Source organism: Lysinibacillus sp. UBA6686, from assembly GCF_002455205.1.
Classification (GTDB): domain Bacteria; phylum Bacillota; class Bacilli; order Bacillales_A; family Planococcaceae; genus Lysinibacillus; species Lysinibacillus pakistanensis.
On record NZ_DKJS01000053.1, the window covers coordinates 1 to 18,261 of the forward strand.

General features: G+C 32.1%; 14 protein-coding genes and 3 pseudogenes. 12 read left to right on the top strand and 5 right to left on the bottom strand.

All coding sequences use genetic code 11. From position 1 onward, the window contains the following. Window positions 1-1,299 precede the first annotated feature (1,299 nt). The 4 genes and pseudogenes from B2R82_RS13710 to tnpB all read right to left on the bottom strand — a co-directional run bounded on the left by B2R82_RS13710 (window position 1,300) and on the right by tnpB (window position 4,509). Window positions 1,300-2,414, bottom strand: a pseudogene (locus B2R82_RS13710) (IS3 family transposase). Between the two features lie 305 nt (window positions 2,415-2,719). Further along, window positions 2,720-3,028: an IS66 family transposase gene (locus tag B2R82_RS13715; RefSeq protein ID WP_286925396.1), complete on the bottom strand. Its 309-nt coding sequence runs from the start codon at window positions 3,026-3,028 to the stop codon at window positions 2,720-2,722. 121 nt (window positions 3,029-3,149) lie between these two features. Beyond that, window positions 3,150-3,548 (bottom strand): annotated as a pseudogene (locus B2R82_RS24100) (IS66 family transposase). Between the two features lie 559 nt (window positions 3,549-4,107). Next, window positions 4,108-4,509, bottom strand: a complete 402-nt coding sequence (gene tnpB, locus B2R82_RS13725; protein ID WP_349680277.1) for an IS66 family insertion sequence element accessory protein TnpB — start codon at window positions 4,507-4,509, stop codon at window positions 4,108-4,110. 1,098 nt (window positions 4,510-5,607) lie between these two features. Here tnpB and ltrA point away from each other — a divergent pair. Then, window positions 5,608-6,868: pseudogene (gene ltrA, locus B2R82_RS13730) on the top strand (group II intron reverse transcriptase/maturase). Between the two features lie 114 nt (window positions 6,869-6,982). On the opposite strand, the gene B2R82_RS13735 reads toward ltrA, so the two are convergent. Further along, window positions 6,983-7,717: a hypothetical protein gene (locus B2R82_RS13735; RefSeq protein WP_286925398.1), complete on the bottom strand. Its 735-nt coding sequence runs from the start codon at window positions 7,715-7,717 to the stop codon at window positions 6,983-6,985. Window positions 7,718-8,004: 287 nt separating this feature from the next. Between B2R82_RS13735 and B2R82_RS13740 the strand changes: the two genes are divergently transcribed. The 11 genes from B2R82_RS13740 to B2R82_RS13790 all read left to right on the top strand — a co-directional run bounded on the left by B2R82_RS13740 (window position 8,005) and on the right by B2R82_RS13790 (window position 17,986). After that, window positions 8,005-8,169, top strand: coding sequence for a lasso RiPP family leader peptide-containing protein (locus B2R82_RS13740; protein WP_286925399.1), 165 nt, complete (start codon window positions 8,005-8,007; stop codon window positions 8,167-8,169). Window positions 8,170-8,516: 347 nt separating this feature from the next. Next, window positions 8,517-9,206: a hypothetical protein gene (locus B2R82_RS13745; RefSeq protein WP_286925400.1), complete on the top strand. Its 690-nt coding sequence runs from the start codon at window positions 8,517-8,519 to the stop codon at window positions 9,204-9,206. Between the two features lie 3 nt (window positions 9,207-9,209). After that, on the top strand, window positions 9,210-9,659 hold the full coding sequence (locus B2R82_RS13750; protein ID WP_286925401.1) for a hypothetical protein: 450 nt from the start codon (window positions 9,210-9,212) through the stop codon (window positions 9,657-9,659). Then, window positions 9,644-10,084 (top strand): MauE/DoxX family redox-associated membrane protein, encoded by a 441-nt coding sequence (locus B2R82_RS13755; protein WP_286925402.1) that lies wholly within the window; start codon window positions 9,644-9,646, stop codon window positions 10,082-10,084. The genes B2R82_RS13750 and B2R82_RS13755 overlap by 16 nt, the downstream gene beginning before the upstream one ends. Before the next feature lie 11 nt (window positions 10,085-10,095). Then, window positions 10,096-11,859 (top strand): ABC transporter ATP-binding protein, encoded by a 1,764-nt coding sequence (locus B2R82_RS13760; protein ID WP_286925403.1) that lies wholly within the window; start codon window positions 10,096-10,098, stop codon window positions 11,857-11,859. Window positions 11,860-11,870: 11 nt separating this feature from the next. Next, window positions 11,871-12,149: a PqqD family protein gene (locus B2R82_RS13765; RefSeq protein ID WP_286925404.1), complete on the top strand. Its 279-nt coding sequence runs from the start codon at window positions 11,871-11,873 to the stop codon at window positions 12,147-12,149. 7 nt (window positions 12,150-12,156) lie between these two features. Beyond that, window positions 12,157-12,540, top strand: coding sequence for a lasso peptide biosynthesis B2 protein (locus B2R82_RS13770; protein WP_286925405.1), 384 nt, complete (start codon window positions 12,157-12,159; stop codon window positions 12,538-12,540). Further along, a complete protein-coding gene (locus B2R82_RS13775) occupies window positions 12,540-14,372 on the top strand; it encodes an asparagine synthetase B family protein (protein ID WP_286925406.1) in 1,833 nt (610 codons plus the stop codon). Before B2R82_RS13770 ends, B2R82_RS13775 begins: the two co-directional genes overlap by 1 nt. Window positions 14,373-14,376: 4 nt before the next feature. Then, complete coding sequence (locus B2R82_RS13780) at window positions 14,377-15,165, top strand: ABC transporter ATP-binding protein (protein ID WP_286925407.1); 789 nt, start codon at window positions 14,377-14,379, stop codon at window positions 15,163-15,165. Continuing rightward, window positions 15,149-17,704, top strand: coding sequence for an ABC transporter permease (locus B2R82_RS13785; RefSeq protein WP_286925408.1), 2,556 nt, complete (start codon window positions 15,149-15,151; stop codon window positions 17,702-17,704). Before B2R82_RS13780 ends, B2R82_RS13785 begins: the two co-directional genes overlap by 17 nt. 45 nt (window positions 17,705-17,749) lie before the next feature. After that, complete coding sequence (locus tag B2R82_RS13790; RefSeq protein WP_286925409.1) at window positions 17,750-17,986, top strand: hypothetical protein; 237 nt, start codon at window positions 17,750-17,752, stop codon at window positions 17,984-17,986. Window positions 17,987-18,261 lie beyond the last annotated feature (275 nt).

Genomic DNA, 18,261 nt, shown 5'->3' on the forward strand with positions numbered 1-18,261 from the left:
TTTTCGTGTAAACTTGTCCATGTGTATGTCCTTTATTTTGGATTTGGATGGTTTACTACCGCCCAACCATTATAAAGGATTTTTTTATGTCAGGATTGGATTACAGAAAATTCAGACTTAATGGAAACGTTGAATTATTTTAATGCGACGCTAGTGATATTTTTTGTTTAAAATAAAACAGCTTGCGATTATAAAAATGAACAAGCTGTTTTTTTATTCTTGCTTATACCTATTAAAAAAAATGAACAAATCTCTTGTTCGTTAAAATATAGCCCTATACCATTGGAAATATTAGATTCAGTAGGATAAAGCATACGCCTTCTAAGCATATGGTAAGGATCGAATCCCCCTTGGGTATGGCTAGTTGATTCGAAATAATTTCAACACATCTACAAAAAAATGGTGTAAATCCAAATGTGGATGGATAATTAATCTTTCAGAAGTAATGGTGAAATATAAAAAACATAGGCTTTAAATAAACCATAAAAAGCCACTTCAAAATGGGTAGTCTCTAATAAATGTTTAACAATGTGTTCATATCTAATCATATATTCTAAATAATCTTTCAGAAGTAATGGTGAAACATAAAAAACATAGGCTTTAAATAAACCATAAAAAGCCACTTCAAAATGGGTAGTCTCTAATAATGTTTAACAATGTGTTCATATCTAATCATATATTCTAAATAGAGGTGCAAAATGAGCGACGATTTGTTAAAAGAATTGATACAAGAGAATGATTATATTGAGTATTTACATGAATTTGCAAAGAACTTGAAGGTCAAAGTGATAGGGGTGTTGTAGTTCTATCTGTTTCAATACTTGAGGAGGTTCTTAAGAAAGTATTAGAAGCAGCAGTCCTAGATGATAAAGGTCTATTTAAAAAATTGACGAATATAAATGGGGCATTTGGCAATTTTGATAATAATATTCATATTTGTAGAGCTTTTAATTTAATTTCAAAGACAGACTTTGAGTTGTTATTATCAACACAAAAAATAAGAAATAAATTTGCACATCAGGTACGTGGTATTTCGGAAAATCAGTATATTAGTAAATTGTGTAATAATATGAGTCTTCCGAAGAATTTGCACACCCTTAGAAATAACTCTAGATAGAAGTGGTAAAACATATGAGGAAATAAAATTTAATATCGAAACAGAGTTATCTTATATAGAAGAACTTAAAACAAAATGATTCTTGCGCCAAGGAACCAACTTCATAGAACTGGCTCTGCCAAACGGAGGCTATCATGCCCACCACTCCATGTAAAGCCGTTCTTCGATGGTTGTTATATATACTACTTTTTAAATTGAGCTGGTGTAAGATATCCAAGAGTTTGGTGAATGCGAATATTATTGAACCAATTCACATAATCCCAAAGTTCAAGCTCAAGTTGTTCCTGTGTTAAGAAAGTACGTTGGTAGACAAATTCAACTTTGAAACTCTTGTATGTAGCTTCTACGACGGCATTATCATACGGACATCCTTTTGCGCTTAGTGAGCGTTGGATTCCAAACGTTTCAGTTGCTTCGGTCATTAGTTTATTATCAAACTCTGAACCTCGATCTGTATGAAAAAGTTGCACATTTGTTAAGTTTCCTTTAATACTACTTAACGCTTTATAGACAAGCGCTGCATCTTTATTCGGTCCAGCACTTGCACCGACAATTTCGCGATTAAAGAGATCGACAAATAAGCATACATAGTGCCATTTTTTCCAGACCCGTACGTATGTCAAATCACTGACTAAAACTGATAATGCCTTTTCTTGTTCAAATTCACGATTTAGCACATTGGCTACTGGTGCTTCATTACTTCGATTTTTCTACGGTTTAAAATAGGCGACCGTGTAGTTAGAGACAAGGCCTAGATGTTTCATGATTCGACTAATTCGTCGTCTTGAAACGATCTTATTCTGCTTTTCTAGTTCTTTTTTTATTTTATGTTTCCCGTAATTATCACGGCTTTGTTTGAAGATGACATAAATAGCCTCTTGTAAATCAGCTTCTTGTGCTTGTCGTTCATCGTCTTCTCGTATTTTTAAGTGGTAGTAATATGAACTTCTTGGAATTTGTAGGACGTCGCACATTGCTGATACCGAATATTTGTGAGCGTTGTGCCGAATCACATCTATTTTCGTCCCATGATCAGCGCTGTTTGCTTTAAGATATCGTTCTCCATTCGCAGTCGTTGTACTTCTTTGCGTAGCTCTACAAGTTCATTTTCTTCCTGTGAACGGTTATCTTCTGCCTTAAAAGAACCAGTCTCTTGATGGTTTTTAATCCAACGATCCATTGCAGATGGAGTAATATCATACTCTCTCACAATATCTGCACGAGATTTACCATTTTCATATAGCTTCACCATTTGAAGTTTAAAATCGGCTGTAAAAGTTCGACGTTGACGTGACATGAAAACATGCTCCTTTAGGTTAGTAATTATAGTGTACTAGCCCTTATAGAATCTGTCTAACTTAGTGTAGCCTATCCAGTAGAACGAAAATGGCTTTTGAGTTCTAACAAGATTGATAAAGAATTCTAGAAATTCATATTTCCATCTATGCATCGGATTGCTTTCTTGAAAAATTATATAAAGGATAATCAGATTGTAAATAAAGTCATTAAGGAAAGTACTTTGTAAGCCCGATTTATACAAAATAGGCGCACCTTTTCAGTCAAGCCGTATATCATTGATTTTTTATCAAATGTACGGGTATTCTATTTTATACATGCGGCTTGGATGTTTTTTGACCAAGGCATGTAGTGATTTAAAATGTCTAGATTTCGATGGATATCCAGATTTGGTAAATCCGTCATTAACTTCATCAGGTATTGAAAGAGGTCCACACCATTTGCTTTGGCCGTTTCTGCGACGCTCAGGCAGATGACGTTTGTTTTTGCACCTGCTTCACTGACAGAGAAAAGCCAATTTTTTCTCTCTATGATGTTGGTATAAATGGCATTTTTGGCTAGGATATTATCTATTTCAATACGCCTATCATTCAATAATGCTTTCAGATCATTCAATTGATTGAATGTGTATTCATAGCCTTTACAAGCACATTTTTTCCATAGAACGGCAATTTTTCAATCCAATCCAGAAATTTTTCACCGATCGGTTTCGAAGTTTTCTTAGAGTCGGTATAAATTATCGCAATATTTTCCGCCGGTTTCTGTTTTTACTATCTTCCTTCAACCAATAACGACGGACATGTGCCCAACAATTGGCGAGGGTTGCACCTTCTAGTTTGCTGTGAGTAGAATAACCATCACAAACTATTGTGCCAGTATAACCTTTCGTAAAATCTTCAAAGACAGACCGTGCTCGTGATAACGAACTCTGAAATAGAATAATCATGGGACCTTGGCTCGGTACACCTAATTGTAGGCATTCGATTGACCGGACTTTTCATTCGAACGCCTTAATAATTTGTGCATATGTTTCATCGACATATAAAACAGATTTCACCATCATGATTGATTTCGATTGTTCGTAAACAGGTAATAACCAATCTTGAGCTGCGCGAATGATCCAGTTTGAAAGGATTTAATCATTCATATGTAAGCCATGATGTTCCCATTTCTTTACCTGACGGTAAAGAGGTAAGTATTATCATAGATAAGTTTTGGCAAAACGCTTGGGCCTGCAATACTATGTTGAATGACAGGGTGTGGCGCTTTCCCACGTTTAATCTGGGCTTTTGGGATGAATCGCTTATGTAGCTTTTACATTCGTAAGCATGTTCAACGTGTTGAACTTTCATCATCATTGCGGGAATGGATTTCGCTTTTTCACATGTGATATTTGCGCCAATTTCAATCATTTGTCCATGGCAATAGTCGTACTTCGTACTGTCTGGATGATAGTGAACCGTTTCAATTTCTAAGCGATCATGAAGTGAATCATTGCGCTTTTTCTTATATATTTTATTTTACGTACAACAGTATAGGAAATTATGTGAGTGCTTTATTCTTCTGTGTGCTCAGAATCACTAAAAGACTGTACATCATCAAATAATGATCCTTGTTCGTCTGGTGCAGTGTATTTTGTTTTCTCGATTTCAATATGTTTCAAGCTGTTCTTCAAGAAGTTTAATTAATTTCTGTTAAAAGAAGCTTTCACCAAAACATTCACCGTTTTTCGCTCGTATAAAATTCTGTATTATACCATTTGAGAAAGTGAATTTAGAATACACCTTTTGGTGTTTTTTTATTGCCCTTGACTGCTGTAGTGATAAACCTTCTAAAAGCCAGCGAAGCCCTTGTTTCGAAAGGTTCCGTACTTCATTTTCATCTTTCGGCCATTGGAGTTTTTTGCCTTTTAAGCGTTTATAGAGTAGGGCGAACCCATCCCTATCAAAATACAAACATTTGTATCGACATTTACTTGGGTCGCAAAACAAGAAAACTGAATCTCCATAGGGATCAAGATCGAAAGAATCTTGAATCAATGTAGCTAAGTCATCAATGCCTTTTGACATATCCGTCTTTTCACAAACGATGTAGATATTTTCACGTTAGTAAAATCGTGTTTTACAGAGGTTTCAACTTCCTCATCAAACTTTGGATGAGGTGCTCGTCTACGCCGTTACAGAAGGAAATTCCCACCGTTGCTGCTTTAATCGTACATGTATTAATGTGTGAACATTCTGTTGAGTTGGCTACATAGGAATTATTAATTTCGGGATATAATGTGACGGGGATAATAGTTAATTGATGTGGCATACGAAGGTATTATTACGATTTTATACAGAATTAGTTAAATTTCCCATCCGTGCGACTGTTCTTGAAGCGATGGAAGAAACCAAAAACGAGGTATATGAAACTAAGTCAATATGAAACCAATCATGACGATTACAATGAAAATAGCACATTCAAGAAAAGGATATTGGCGACTACCGAAATGCGAGGTTTTCCATCTATCTATAACAAATGAAGAGCTCACAAAGTGGGGGGAAGACCTACCCAGCTTTATGAGCTCAGATACTTAAGAGATTGAACCCACGTATACGGAACCATACAGAAGATGATATGAGAGGTAGACTAGCCAATTAATGGCTAGTCTACTACTTGATGTGCGCCCGGCATGCGTATGAACTATAGGGTGCAAGTCCCGAACTCCGAAGATAGAAGTAGAGGTTAGCCAAGAGCAAGGGTGTCCGTGGCGACGCGGAATCTGGAGGCAAAACACCGGTCCGAGGAACACGAATCTCATATAAGGCTAGGTATGATTGGATGAGTTTGCATTACAAAACAAATTCTGTAGAAGGTCATATCGAGTAAATGAAGCGGAAAGTGTGAAAGTGCATACGCTTACCCGGGGAGGTCTGATGGAAACGTGAAGTACCCTTCATAACCTACTTGGTGACAAGTAGTTGACCATCAGAAGTCAGTAGAGGTCATAGTACGATTGGGTCTAGAACTAATCGGAAGGGCTGAACAACTAAGAGAGAATAGCCCTTGGCATTCCACCTTGAATGAATAAACACAGAAAACAGAGAAACCCCATGCTTAGAAAGTAATGGTGAAGTCCATGAGGGTATTTGCGGAGGGTGTAGTTCAGGTGGGCATAAGAAGACAAGCTATTCACGGAAAGGAACGAAATGGTGATGTTGAATCAAATTCTAGCACGTCCGAATATGATACAAGCATTAAAGCGAGTGGAAGCGAATAAAGGAAGCCGTGGAGTAGACATGATGCCCGTACAAACCTTACGTCAGCACATCCTCGAAAATTAGGAATCCATTAAAGCGCAAATTTTAGCGGGAACCTATGAACCGCAACCAGTACGTCGTGTCGAAATTCCGAAACCAGACGGCGGTGTGCGTCTATTAGGAATCTCAACCGTGACAGACCGTTTGATTCAACAAGCCATATCGCAGATATTGTCAAAGGAATATGACCAAACTTTCTCGGACAACAGTTATGGATTCCAACCAAATCGGAGTGCTCATGACGTAGTCCGAAAAGCGAAGGGTTTATGAGGGCAGGATATCGTTGGGTTGTGGATATGGATTTAGAAAAATTCTTTGATAAGGTCAATCACGACCGATTAATGGCAACATTAGCAAAAAGAATTCATGATAAATCATTATTAAAACTTATCCGTAAATATCTCAAACTGGTGTCATGATAAATGGAGTTGTTTCGAGTACAGACGAAGGAACACCGCAAGATGGACCATTAAATCCACTTCTTTCAAATATCGTGTTAGATGAGCTTGATAAAGAATTAGAGAAACGTGGTCATAAATTCGTTCGCTACGCAGACAACTGCAATATCTATGTAAAAAGTAAACGTGCGGAAGAGCGTACAATAGCAAGCGTACAGCGATTCATCGAACGAACACTACGCTTGAAAGTGAATGAGTCCAAATCAGCGGTAGACCAACCATGGAATCGAAAATTCCTGGGTTTCAGTTTTTCACACAATAAAGAACCAAAAGTTCGGGTTGCGAAAACAAGCCTTCAACGAATGAAGAAGAAAATACGAGAAATTACCTCTAGAAAGATGCCATTTCTAATGGAATATCGTATCGAGAAATTAAACCAATATCTAATTGGATGGTGTGGATATTTTGCGCTTGCAGATATACCTTTAGTATTTAGTAAATTAGACAGTTGGATTAAAAGAAGATTGCGAATGTGTCTTTGGAAGAATTGGAAGAAACCCTGAACCAGAGTCAGAAATCTCATTCGTTTAAAAGTTCCATATGGAAAAGCATACGAATGGGGAAATACCCGAAAAGGGTACTGGCGCATCTCAAAAAGCCCCATATTACACAGAACCCTCGGCAATTCCTATTGGGAAAGCCAAGGGCTGAAAAGTATGCAAGTTCGTTACGAGACTTTGCGTTATTCATCTTAATTGAACCGCCGTATACGGATCCGTATGTACGGTGGTGTGAGAGGTCGGGAGTTAATCACTCCCTCCTACTCGATTTTTAATATGCCTCAGCTAAATTAGTACGAATCTATTGAACTATTGGTAAAAAGGGAATTGTGTACTAGAATCGGGATCTTGTCTATTAATAATCACTCTATGGTCTTTTGTAATAGTAGGTTTAACACTTATATTAGAAGAAAATCGTAAAGCATAAGTAGTAGCATATATTTTACCATCTTTTTTATTATCCCAATAATTGTCAGGGCCTATTTTAGTCATATTATACAAGTCTTTTACATTTACATCTTTAGCATACATTGTTCTGCTAGAAGATGATGTTCTTGATGAATCATAAGAATGTCTTTCGTAGGCATGTGGTGTAACAAAATCATTCTCTCTAGAACCACCGTTTAATTTATATGGTACATCTGGATTTTTAGGCGTAGCATAAGCAGTAAACCGGGGAGCATCACCAAAATTAATACTATTTTGATCTCTTGTAGCAGTTAAATCAGTAAGATTTCCCTCATCATCAAGTGTAATATTTAAGATAGTTTCTTGATAAATGTTATTGCCAAAATAATCGGTCCCCACTTTAGAATAAAAATCTACGGTTGTAGTAGTATTTTTACTAGCGCTTTCTATGATTTCATCTAAATGATATTGATCATTTAAATAAGTTTCATATTCATTGGGATTTTCAAAAGCTCTTTGTTCAAATGGTTCAAGATTTGATTGATTCTCTGCAGCTAAAGATGAATTGTTGTTTGGAAATAATACTAAAAGAGACATCAAGGGTATCAATGGTAAAAATTTACGATTTTTTTTCAAAACTTACACTCCTTTTTTAATTGTTTTTGGTACATTAACCATGTTATAACAATATAATCCATATTTCAACCTTTTATTACAAAATAAGGTTCTTATACAATATTTGCTTATTCTGAAATTAATTATATGTTATAGTAGCTATCACCTTATTGTTTAAATAATAGTTTAATAATTACGCTTCCAATTTCAATACCGAAAATAGTTTTATTATCAAAAATTGACTTATTGTGTAATTAATTGTATATTATGGAAGCATTGTTATTGTTTAATTCAAAGGAGGTGAAAAAATGAAACGTTATAGTGCTCCTATTATAGTTGAATTTGGAAACGCAGCTGAATTAGTTAAAGGATGCGGTGGTTGGGGATGTGAAATATGGTTTAATAATTTCTCCTACCGTATGGAGGGCGGTAAATGTGTTGATATATACCCTGGTGAATCAGGATATTGTTAAAAATCAACATTAGTATTTATAGCTTGAAAGAATACAACAACAGGTATAAGAATAGTCATTCCGCCTGTTGTTGTATTAAAAGGATATGATATTAAGTTAAAGGAGAGGGTAGTCTGTTTTATTATGAATTTTATGGCATAAGAATCTCTAGTGAAATTGAATTACCTGTTGGTTTAAAGGGAATAGAGGAATTAACTCAAATCGATTTAAGTTTCTCTATTAATAAGAATACAATTGAACCCCCAAGTAATAAAGAATTTACTGATTTTATTAAAATACAAGAACATGAACACATTTATGTTAATTATTTAACTGGCGAATATAGATTGTCTGCGGATGGTAAATACATGTATTTAAGTAAATTTGTAAATTGTTCTTCTTTAAAAGATATAGGGGCCTGTTTTGTAGGAATCGTTTTACCATATATATTACAGTATAAAGGGCTAATACCAATGCATTCTAGTGGATTGGTATTTAATAATAAATCATTCGGATTGATCGCGGGTCCAGGAGTTGGGAAATCCACAGCACAGGTTATTTTTCTTAATAAAGGCTTTAATTTTCTTACAGATGATGTTTTACCGTTAACTTTAAAACGCCATCAAGTGCTTGCTTATCCTGGGTATCCTGCATTAAAGCTGGATCCTAAGTCAATTTCTAAAGGAAAATTTATAAAAAAAGGTACCTTATTAACTGAGTTATCATCAAAATACATATGTACATTAGAAGAAAAACGGATTTGTAAAACCCCTACTATTTTAGGAGGTCTTTTCTATTTATGTCCGAAAAAAGAAGAGGGTACGGAGATAACTATCACTAAGGTAACTGGCCAAGAAAAATTAATTATTTTATTGACAAATGTTTTTACACTTTCGATTATTAATGATAATAATCACATTCGATATTTGGAATTATTTTCTTCAAGTGCTTTTAGTAAAGTTCCGCTGTATAAAGTGGAATACCATAGAACTATTGACCAATTAAATGAAGTTATTGAAAAAATAATTAATATAATCAGAAAACAGCAGGAGATGTAGAGAGTGTTTGAAAATATAATGAACAATTTTATTGATATTAATCTTTTCGTGGTAGGTATTGTTTTTTTATTCTCTATTAGTATATTGCTAACTAAATATTTGAGATATCACAAAGTAATTAAAGAACTAGACATATTTGAAGATGTAATAGATAAAATTCAAAATGATGATAGACTGCTTATTTTCATAATCGACACATTTAAATGTACATCATGTATGAACATTTTTTCTGAAATAAAAAAAACAATGGTAGATCTTAAAATTAATTTTATTTCTATAGACTCACGTAGTAAACAAAATTTTGTAATTCATTCTCAAGTTCCAGCTATTTTACAAATTGAAAAAGGTGAAATAATAAAAAAATATATCCCCTCTCCTAACAGACCAAAAAATGATATAGTACAATATCAAGATTTTATAGAGGGGGTAGCAATGGAATGGAAGAAGCATTAAATATTTTATTTCAGTATTTTATACGTATCCTAAGTATAGTGGCTGCAGTGATTTATTTTAAAAGTTCAATTGGAAAATTCAAAGACATTTATGCATTTAAAGTTGTTATAGAGGATTATAAAATCTTTCCTAATTTTTTAGTTCCCTTAATCGCTGTAACTGTCCCAGCACTAGAAATTACAGTAGTTATAGCTTTATTAATTGGAGGTTCAAATATATTTTCAGCAGCTCTAGTTGGTGCTCTAATGCAAATGGGTTTTGCAATTCTTATGATTCTAAAACTAAACAAAGTACAACCTAATGGCTGTGGTTGCTTTGGTTTACATTCCGCAGAGAAAATTACAATGAAACATGTTCTGAGAAATTTTGGCATGTTTATTATGTTCCTCCTTATCTTATCTTTCCCAAATACTCAATTAATTTAAGGAGAATAAATATGAAAAAAAAAGAAGGTTTGCAACAATTAAAATGGCTAATCAAAACAATATCAATTGAATGGAAAGTAGCTATATTAGTAATATTTTGTATAACACTTGTCAGTATAATAGGTCCTTTATCTCCAATAGTACTTAAAGAAATAATAGATAATGGATTACAAGGAACAAGTAAATATTCTCTTACATTACTTTTGGTAATTTATGCATCTTTTCCGATTGTACTTGGATTGCTCAATATACTGCTTACTTATTTTTCATCTTTATTGTCGGAAAGAACTGCAAATATTTTGCAACTAGACATGTATAGTAGGATTTTAGATAAATCTTTAAACTTCTATATAAACAATAAAAGTGGTCAAATTTTACAGCGTGTTTTACGAGAGCCAGGAGAACTGAATACCTATTTATTTAACATTACAATACAGTTTACCACAAAGCTTTTTTTACTAATTACTACAATTATTACCATGTACTTACTTCATCCACTTTTAATGTGGGTAAGTGTACTTTTTGTTCCATTAATTATTTTACCTAGTCATTTCTTTTCTCAGTGGACAGTCCCGATTAATGAAAAAGCTATGGATTTTAGGGCAGATTCTGTATCAAAAATTCATGAGACAATGAATATCAATGGTGTTTTCTTAATTAAAACAATAGGATCACAAGAGATTGAAAAAAAACAGTTTAGTAAAATTATAAAATCCATTTCAAAATATAATGTTTTTAGTGTCACTTTAATAGAAATTCTTAATGCAATAACAGGAATTTTAGCAGTAATAGCTCCTATTGCAGTATTTTTAGTGGCCGGTCAAGAAATTAGGGATGGGAGAACAAGTATAGGTACAATAGTTGCGTTTTCAGCATATGTTATCCAATTAACAGATATTGTAAAATCGCTATCTAATTCATGGATGAAAATACCTGTTTTTATGAAAATATTATCAAGGATAGTAGAATTTAGGGATAATGAAGATGAAATCAATTTCCCCGAAGAAGGATACATCAACAAGGATATTTTAGGTAATATTCGTTTCGAAAACGTTACATTTTCTTTCGATAAAAAAGAACCCATCGTAAAAGATTTAGAGATTGATATTAAACCAGGGCAAAAAATAGCGATAGTTGGAGAAAGTGGATCAGGAAAAACAACACTGGCAAATCTATTGAGCAGACTAATTGAACCAGATAGTGGTGAAATATACTTGGATGAATTTAATCTAAAAAAATTTGATAAAAAAACATTAACAAATTTAATTAGTTATGTTCAACAAGAGCCGTATCTGTTTCATATGACAATTAGAGAAAATATAACATACGGATGTGGAGAAATTCCAGAAATAGATGTAATAAATGCAGCAAAAAACGCATGCATACATGAATTTATAATGGGATTAGAAAAAGGATATGACACTATAGTTGGGGAAAAAGGTTTTAGATTATCTACAGGGCAAAAACAAAGAATAACAATAGCTAGAATGTTTATTAAAAATAGTAAAATATTAATTTTGGATGAGGTGACTTCTGCTTTAGATGCGATTTCGGAAAATTATGTGAAAAATGCTATTTTTAATCTTCAACAAGATAAGACAACATTAATTATTGCACATAGACTTTCCACTATTAGGGATTGCGACGTTATCTTCTATTTAGAACAAGGGAAAATTGTGGAGAAAGGTAATTTTGATAAACTTATGAAAGAAGGAAAAAGATTTAAGGAATTATATGAAAGTCAAAGTGGTGAAAATAACGAAGTTTTAATTTAGGGGTGGAAATGATGGGAGTAAAGTATTATAAAAATGAAAATATTGTATTTACAGAGATTGATAATGAGGCAGTATTATTAAACCAACAAAGTGGTATTTATTATGGTCTAGACGAAGTTGGTGTTTTTGTTTGGAGACATTTAGTAGATGGACTTGCGTTCTCAGATATTATTCAAGAAATAGTGAAGGAATATAATATAGAACAAAATATGATAAATCAAGTATCCCAAGATATTACACTTTTTATTAGAGATCTAAACGAGAGGTCCATTCTATTACTGGAGAAGTGATGCTATTTTGAGTGTTAGATTAATTTATGAAACGATTTTAGTTAATTATCTTTTAAAAAAGAAAGAGTTCGGGCAAGTGATAGGAATATATGAGAAGAAATGGGGAAAAGTACAATTAAAAAAATATAAATCTAAAGACATAAGAAAGTTACTTAAAAAAATTGATAAAGTATGTTTTTGGTTTTTTGGGAATGCACAATGTTTACATCGTTCTTTAATTGGCTTTAAGCTAATAAGGAAAAAGGGTATACCAGTTCAATTAATTATTGGTGTAAAAAAATTCCCATTTAGTTCTCATGCATGGTTAGTTTACGAAGATAAAGTAATTAATGATGTACAATCCGTGAGCCAATCATATATTGAAATTATGAGAATAGGAGACAGAAATTAATGAGTGGTATATCAGGTATTTATTATAAAGAAAATAGAATGCCAGATAGAGAAGAAATATTACGAATGGTGAAAAATAACATTTCTCGAGGGAATGATTATATAGATTTATTAATTGATAATCATATCGGAATGGGTTTTAACGCATTAAATATAACTCCTGAATCAAAATTAGAAAAGCAACCATTGGAAAAAGATGGTATATTTATTGTTGCTGATATTAGATTAGATAGAAGAGAAGATTTAGTTGGTATGCTAAATACTAAAGGGCTAAAAGCTAGTATTACAGATTCAGATGTATTACTTTTATGGAAATTTTACAAAGTTTGGGGTGTTAGTTTTCCAAAATTACTTTATGGAGAATTTGCATTTGTTATTTGGGATTCAAATATAAAGCAGCTTATATGTGGAAAAGATTTCCTGGGACAAAAACCTTTATTTTATAAATGGAATGGTGAGAAGTTTATTTTTTCAAGTATGTTAGAAGGTTTATTAAACAGTACAAACATAAATACATGGAATAAAGAGTATTTTATTGAATTCATTGCAAATCAAGGGTTTGTCACATCTGAAAAAACCCCTTATAAAGATATTATGAAATTACCAGCTGCTCATACATTAGTCATTAGAAATGGTAAATTAGAACTCCTGAAATATTGGGATATACAAAATATTAATGACACTAAATACAAAAATGAATTTGAGTATTATGAGAATTTTAGAGAATTATTCTTTCAAGCTGTAAAAGATTGTATGAGATCTGATTATCCAGTATCAGTAGCTATGAGCGGAGGATTAGATTCAACAAGCATATTTTCAAGTGGTTGTACATTAAACCCAACAATTTCAGGAAAAGACTTTTTTCCTGTTTCAGTAGTTTTTGATAGAAATCCTTCAGAAGATGAACGAGACTATATTAGATTAGTGTGTGAGAAATATAAAAAGAGTACTCATGAAATTCTTGGAGATGAATTATGGAGTTTTAAAGGGTTTCCAAATGATGCGCCGATTACATCTGAGCCTTACGTAAATATTGCGACCTATAACACTCAAAAAAGTATATATTCGAAAGCAAATGCGGAGGGAGCTAAAGTAATATTAACTGGTGCGGGTGGAGATGAGGTTTTATCAGGGAGTAATTTGATTATTGCTGATTATATTTGGAAATTCCAATGGAAAGATGCTATTAAAGACGTAAAGAAATTAGCAGAAATAAGAGAGGAACCGTTTTTTAAAAACCTTATCCATTATGGTATTTTCCCTTTATTCAAAAGAAATAAGCCAACTATCAATTCATGGCTATCGTATGAAGTAAACTCTTACATGCAGGAAAACAAAATTAAGCGGGGAAAACTTGTAAGAGATAAGGAAGAAAAACTAATAAATAATATACTAACGCCATTTATGGATCAATACATAGCAGCTCCATTAGGAATGGAAGCTAGACATCCATTTTTGGATAAAAAATTGATAGAGTTTTTGGTCTCAATTCCTACAAATCAAAAAATACAGGGCTCCATAAAAAAAATAATATTAAAAAGGTCATTAGATAATATTGTACCTAATAGGATATTAAGTCGTTATGATAAAACAACACATTTCTCTATTATTTATAAAGGGCTACAAAATGAATGGTCGGAGATGTCGAAAGCATTAAAAAACGGATATTTAGCAGAATTGGGGCTTGTTAATCATTCGGATTTTGTTAAAGATTTACATCTTTGGAAACAGGGAGGTACCAATAATACAGATTTTATGTGGACAATTGTATCATTAGAATTATGGTTTTATAGGAGAGAAATTAGAATGCCTACACTTACTTATTTGAGGTGATATTTTGAGTCTTATCGAAATAAATAATGTCGAAAAAGCTTTCACCATTGATGATACTTGTATCAAGATTCTTTCAGAAATAACCTTTAAGATTAATAAAGGAGAGTTTGTTTGTATCATGGGGAAAAGTGGTTCAGGAAAAACTTCTTTATTGCAATTAATAGGTGGGTTAGATACTCCAACAAGTGGAACAATAAAAATTGGAGATGAGGAAATTTCGTCATTAAGAGAGAAAAAACTTGCATTATTTAGAAGAAAAAAAGTTGGTTTTATTTTCCAACACTACAACTTGATCCCCACTTTAAATGCAGTAGAAAATGTAGCATTACCGTTGCTTTTATCTAATTACAAGTATAATGATGCCACTTTAAGATCAATAGAAATATTAGATATTGTAGGCCTTGAGGGAAAAGATAAATATTATCCTTCTCAACTCTCTGGAGGGCAGCAACAAAGAGTTGCAATAGCAAGAGCTTTTTCAAATAAACCCGATATCATATTAGCAGATGAGCCAACTGGCGCATTAGATTCAGAAAATAGTAAAAATATAATTTCTATACTAAAGGATGCTTGTGAGTACTTTCAACAAACAGCAATAATTGTAACTCACGATCCCTTTGTTGCTGTACATGCAGATAGAATCATTTTTTTACAAGATGGAAAAATAGTTTATGAAATTCAAGGAATTACAGAAAATGAAGATCAACATATAATGAAAAAAATAGAGAAAATTCAGGAAATCATGAATTCAAAACTCGTGACTGAGGTTACTTCATATGATTTGGATTGTTAAATACGCTTTAAATTCTCTCAAGAAAAGTTTAATGAAATCTATTTTAGTCATTATAGGAATTACTCTAGGCGTAATGTTGGCAACAACTTTATTATTGAGTAATGAATCAATGGAAGAAAAAATTCAAAAGCAGATTATTTCTGATTATGGAGATTATGACCTTCAATTTGGATATAACAAAAATGGGAAATACTTCACTGAAGAAGAAATAGAATCATTAGTAAGTATAAAAAAAACGATGGAATTTTCTAAAGTATTAATTCCATATGTGATTCCTGATACAAAAGAGCTTTTAAGTCTGCCTTCATATTGGGGAGTGGAAGATAATTCGCCTGATATTATTTCATTTAATATTTTGGAGGGAAGATACCCTAAAAATGGAGCTGAAGTTGCTATTACTGAAGCTTACCTTGATAAAAACAACATCAATGTAGGTGATAGAATACAAATGCAATTTCCTAATTATCTACCTAAAGAGGTATTGGTAGTAGGGAAATTAAGATCGCCTTCTTCCAATATTATGGGACAAAAAGCATTTTTTTCCCTGGATTGGCTCCAAAAGGAACTTCAATTAGAAGATAAAGTGAATTTGTTGCAAGTTAAAACAAATAATATTAGTGAGAAAAAAATGATTATAAGTGAAGTACAGCAGAGTTTTGATGAAGTGAAAATAGATGAACGCCTGTATCTTAAAAAGTATTTTAATAAGTTGAATGCTATTAAACCGATAATATTTGGGGGTGGTATAGCTTCATTATTGATAGTAATGTTTTTAATAATGGGTAGCTTTTATCTATCAGTTCAGCACAGAAGAAAGCAATGGGTTTTAATGCGTATTTTGGGTGGGAGTAATCATCAAATAATAGGGATAATACTAATTGAATCTTTTTTAATTGGATGCATTGGTTCATTATTAGGTTGTATATTAGGATATTTATTCCACTTTAAATTAGACAATATTATAAATGATTGGCTAGATACCAATCAAGCAACAGAAAGTATTAATATTCAAATTTTGTTATTTACTTTTTCGTTAGGTATTATTATGTCAATATTAGGAGCGTTTCTTCCAGCTCTAACAACTAGAAAAATTCCTCTGGTTCAAATAATAAAATCATATATACCTTTGCCAAAAAGAAGAGAACAAATACAAAACATTCTCGGATTATTCATGATAGTATTTGGTATTATTATTGGGGTATTCGGAAGTAAATTTGAGGATTTTTTAACTATAGATATCAGTTCCTTTGGAGGGGTATTTTTTATTATAGGGATATTATTAATTATTCCGCTCATAATTAAACACTTTACACCATTAATCACTAAGCCTATATTGAAGTTTTGTGAGGTAGAGGCCCTTATAAGTAGTAGAAACTTAATTCGATATAGATATAAAGTAGCTATGCCTGTATCAATTTTATCGTTAGGTATAATATTATCAATAGTTGGTAATGTATATACAGACGAAATGTATGAAAGAATGGAATATACAGTCAAGCAGAGCTTACCTTCAGATATAGTTATTCATACTCCAATTGAATTGAGAGATACAGAAGTATTAAGCTTTTCTTATAAAGAAAAACTTCAAAGAATTGGTGAAATCAAGGAAATGGTAACAATGTCTACAGATACAACAACAAGGATAATAGATTATAACTATAATAAAGCTGACCAAAAATGGTATAACTTTATGAAAGTAAATAATTATCAATATGATAGATTAGAAGTGTCTGGTACAAATCTAATTAAGTTTGAAAAAATTAATAAAATTAATGTTCTTTCTGGTAAGGGAATTTCAGAACTACAAGATGGAGAAGGTGCAATAACCAATCGAGTTGCTGAAAATTTAGGAATTAAAATTAATGATGAAATAAAAATAATGTCTAATAATAAAATTATTACTATTAGAATTGTCTCAATACTAGTTAATAGTCCACAATTACCGAATTCAACAGTTTTAGTTCATGAAGATTGGGCAAACAAAAATTTTGATATAAAGGGTTTTGAATCAATCGATATAATTCTTACTTCAAATGCGCAAGTAAATAAAATAAAAAAAGAAATTGAAACCATTTTACAGGATAAAAATATTGAAATAATAGACAGTACTGAAATATTGAAGGAACAGAAAAAGTTACTTAATAATATGTTTGTAGTTATTATGTTTCTTGTAATAATCATTTTCCTTATTTCAGGAATAGGATTAATCAATTCGATTATTTCAAATATCTTTGAGAGACTTGGAGAAATTGGCATAACTAGATCCATTGGTGCTACACCTTCTCAAATAAAAAAAATAATAGTGTTAGAAGGCATGTTTTTGGGTATAATTGCAAGCGTAATAGGAATTATTGGCGGATTAATTTTTAGTATTATTACACTTTCAAGTTTAAATATTGTTATAACTTTTATCCCATTTGAGCAACTAGGTATTTTATTCTTTTCAAGTGTATTTATTGGAATAAGCGCTGGCCTAATCGCAACAGTTTCCTTAAAAATTATAAATCTTCATGATGCCATGAAAGAATCTTCTTTATAAAAATCGGGAATTTAAAATTTGTACAATGAAGAAGGAGGATAAAAATTGAAAATACAAAATTACCAAGAAGCAGTAGAATTAAATATACGTCATTGGGACCATGTAAATATAGGTCAAAAAGTTTGTGAAGTCAGAGATTCTCAAAGGCAATATGAAAACGATATAGTTGAAATACAACAAGTTGTTGATTTCGGAAGAGTTACTGATAGATCGCATCGAATACTTATTATCATAAATTTAAAAAGAAATTTAGATAACCCTGGTGAAAAAATAATTTTATAAACCACTAACATTGATGCTTACTATTAGGTAGACAGATAAAAAAAGATTATCTTTTTTCTGATAAGGAGTTTTTTTAGTATAGTTTCTCATATGGCAAATCGCATTTTGTAGACTTGATATAAAATTGTACCGTTTAAATCGTACTGTTAGTATGAATGTGTACTTATAAGTATGTACCATAAAAGAGCAGCTAATTTATCTTTGAATAGATTAGCTACTTTTATATTTAACCTACATTTAAAGGAGATTGTTCGTAAGCCCGAAATACAAAAATA

Bases quoted from the DNA above. Each gene is read 5' to 3' on its own strand.
- B2R82_RS13755 (WP_286925402.1), top strand. From the start codon at position 9,644: ATGGAAGAAGCATTAAATATTTTATTTCAGTATTTTATACGTATCCTA.
- B2R82_RS13765 (WP_286925404.1), top strand. From the start codon at position 11,871: ATGGGAGTAAAGTATTATAAAAATGAAAATATTGTATTTACAGAGATT.
- B2R82_RS13745 (WP_286925400.1), top strand. From the start codon at position 8,517: ATGTATTTAAGTAAATTTGTAAATTGTTCTTCTTTAAAAGATATAGGG.
- B2R82_RS13775 (WP_286925406.1), top strand. From the start codon at position 12,540: ATGAGTGGTATATCAGGTATTTATTATAAAGAAAATAGAATGCCAGAT.
- B2R82_RS13760 (WP_286925403.1), top strand. From the start codon at position 10,096: ATGAAAAAAAAAGAAGGTTTGCAACAATTAAAATGGCTAATCAAAACA.
- B2R82_RS13740 (WP_286925399.1), top strand. From the start codon at position 8,005: ATGAAACGTTATAGTGCTCCTATTATAGTTGAATTTGGAAACGCAGCT.
- B2R82_RS13785 (WP_286925408.1), top strand. From the start codon at position 15,149: ATGATTTGGATTGTTAAATACGCTTTAAATTCTCTCAAGAAAAGTTTA.